Origin of the sequence: Mesorhizobium sp. M7A.F.Ca.US.006.04.2.1 (genome assembly GCF_004022915.1) — a bacterium.
GTDB lineage: Bacteria > Pseudomonadota > Alphaproteobacteria > Rhizobiales > Rhizobiaceae > Mesorhizobium > Mesorhizobium ciceri.
In genome coordinates this window covers 1-2,304 of sequence record NZ_RZQA01000937.1, presented here as the reverse complement: position 1 = coordinate 2,304, position 2,304 = coordinate 1, and the positions used below count along the sequence as shown (strand labels likewise).

The 2,304-nt window shown below is 61.8% G+C and carries 2 protein-coding genes and 1 pseudogene; 2 read left to right on the top strand and 1 reads right to left on the bottom strand.

What is annotated here, in order from left to right; all coding sequences use genetic code 11:
- Nucleotides 1-466 (bottom strand): annotated as a pseudogene (locus tag EN925_RS32460) (ornithine cyclodeaminase family protein); the annotation flags it as partial.
- 306 nt (nucleotides 467-772) lie between these two features.
- On the opposite strand from EN925_RS32460, the gene EN925_RS32455 reads away from it, so the two are divergent.
- Nucleotides 773-1,636, top strand: a complete 864-nt coding sequence (locus EN925_RS32455; protein WP_128337228.1) for a GNAT family N-acetyltransferase — start codon at nucleotides 773-775, stop codon at nucleotides 1,634-1,636.
- Between the two features lie 11 nt (nucleotides 1,637-1,647).
- Nucleotides 1,648-2,304: alanine racemase (locus EN925_RS32450; RefSeq protein ID WP_206633047.1), on the top strand; the 657-nt coding region annotated here is incomplete at its 3' end.

Sequence of the window (2,304 nt, the reverse complement as noted above, 5' to 3'; positions counted from 1 at the left end):
CCACCAACACGCTTTCGATTGCGCGGATGCGTGCCAGCGCTCTCACTTCGAAGCCCGCCTGGTTGCCGGCGCCGAATATCGCCAGAACCTTGGCCTGCTTGCGCGCAAGAAGATCAGCTGCAACCGCGTCGGCTGCGGCCGTCCTGTAGGCGTTCACCTTTCCGGCCTCGATTACGGCGCGGAGCCGTCCTGTATTCTGATCGAGCAGCACGATGGTGGAGTTGTGGCGGGGAAGGCCACGTGCCGGGTTGCCTGACCAGAAGGAGCCGATTTTCACTCCGGTCAGGTCGTCCGACGAGCCGGATTTGATAGAGAAGGTATTGCTCGCCTCCTGCGTGCGCCCGATGACAGCAGGGAAGACCCAGCTCTGCCCCGATGCTGCTGCCACGAGCGCCTCCCGCGCCGCCTCGAAGGCAAGTTCATGCGTGACAAGGGCGGCTGACTCGTCTTCGCTGATGTAGATCATCCGAAATTCCTTCTGAGCATCAAGCGCTCATCGCTGAGACGTGTCGCGGCTATGCCATCGTGGAGGCTGAGAACGCATCCGTTTTGGATGGGTGCGGAGGACACGCCGAGCGAGGGTAATCACAAAACGGGGACTCAAGCTGCCCGCTATTTCTTCGCCTGATTTGTGCAACCTTGCGTGCCGAGGAACTGACGAAAACGAATGATCTCGCTTATTTGAAAGGGCAAAACAGCAGAGAAATCTGCTGTTGGGGCGCAATTCTAAGGTCCACTTCAATTCGACAGTGATCAAGAGACGGCACCTCCCATGGCCCCCCAACTCGAGCGAGACATCGTCATCCCTAGCGAACTGATGATATTGGAAACCCGTCATTTGCCGGGCGCGCTGAAGCTGTCGCAGGAGATGGGCTGGCCCTATCGCCTGGAGGATTGGGAATTCGCCGCCACTGTCGGCGGGGGGCTGGTTCTCGAGCAGGCAGGGCAGGTGATTGGTACCGCCATGTCGTGGATTTACGGCAAGGCTTTTGCCACCGTCGGCATGATCATCGTCACTGGCCCTGCGCAAGGCGGTGGCAACGGTTCGCGGCTGTTTGATGGATTGCTTGAGGCTGTGCAGTGTCGCAATGTGCTGCTCACGTCCACCGAAGAGGGGCTCGCGCTTTACAAGCGCCGCGGCTTCACTGGCTGGGGCACGGTGCTCCAGCACCAAGGCCTGCTGACCACTGCGGTGACGCGGGGGGGCGGTAACGGTGTGCGTCAGGCGACGATCTCCGACCTCGCCGCGATCCAGGCGTTCGATGAACGGGCCACGGGCATGCCGCGACCATCGATGGTCGCGGCACTCGCCGATGTGGGCAAGGTCGTCGTAGTCGAACGCGACGGGCGGATTGCCGGCTACGCCATCAGCAGGAGGGTCGGCCGGGGCTATGTCATCGGCCCCTGTGCGGCCGAGAGTGACCAGGATGCGCGGCTTTTGATCTTGGCGCAGCTTTCTAGGCTTCATGATCAATTCGTTCGCATCGATATCTATGCCGAAGATGGATTGGGCGATTGGCTCGAGAGCCTCGGCCTCCAGCAGGTCAGCTCGGCGACTGCCATGGTCAAGGGGCAGCGGCCTGTCTCCGAGGGCTCAGCCCATATGTACGCGCTGGCAAACCAGTCGTTCACCTAGGAAACGAGATGATGAACAAGATGGCGGCAAACCTGGCAGCGAGCGAGACGACTGAGACGATCGACGCCTTGATTACCCCAGCGCTGCTTTTGGATCGCGGACGGCTCGAGCGCAATATTCAGCGCCTGGCTGAGCGTGCCAAGGAGCTTGGCGTGGTGCTGCGCCCGCATATGAAAACGGCCAAAAGCATCGACGTCGCCCGATACGCGTTCCCTCGCGAGCCCGGTCCGATCACGGTCTCGACCATCGCCGAGGCGGAATATTTCGCGGACCACGGCTTTCGCGACATCACTTATGCGGTTGGCATCTCGCCGGCTTCGGCCAGGCGCGCCATGGAGCTTTGTCGCCGTACCGACGCTGATGTGAAGCTGTTGCTCGATACTGTGGAGCAGGCCGATGTCTTGGCCGACGCGCGCCAAGTCACCGGCATGACGCCATCGGTCTTCATAGAACTGGACTGCGATGACCATCGCGGCGGATTGAAGCCGGACGACCCGAGATTGCCCGACGTGGCCGGCAGGGTCGGCGCTGCCGGTGCCAAGCTCGTCGGGGTTCTCGCTCATGCGGGCGAATCCTACGGCTTGAACACGCCCGATGCCCTGGTCAGGGCAGCGGAGAACGAGCGTTCAGCCACCGTGCGCGCAGCTGAAATCTTGCGCGCCCATGGC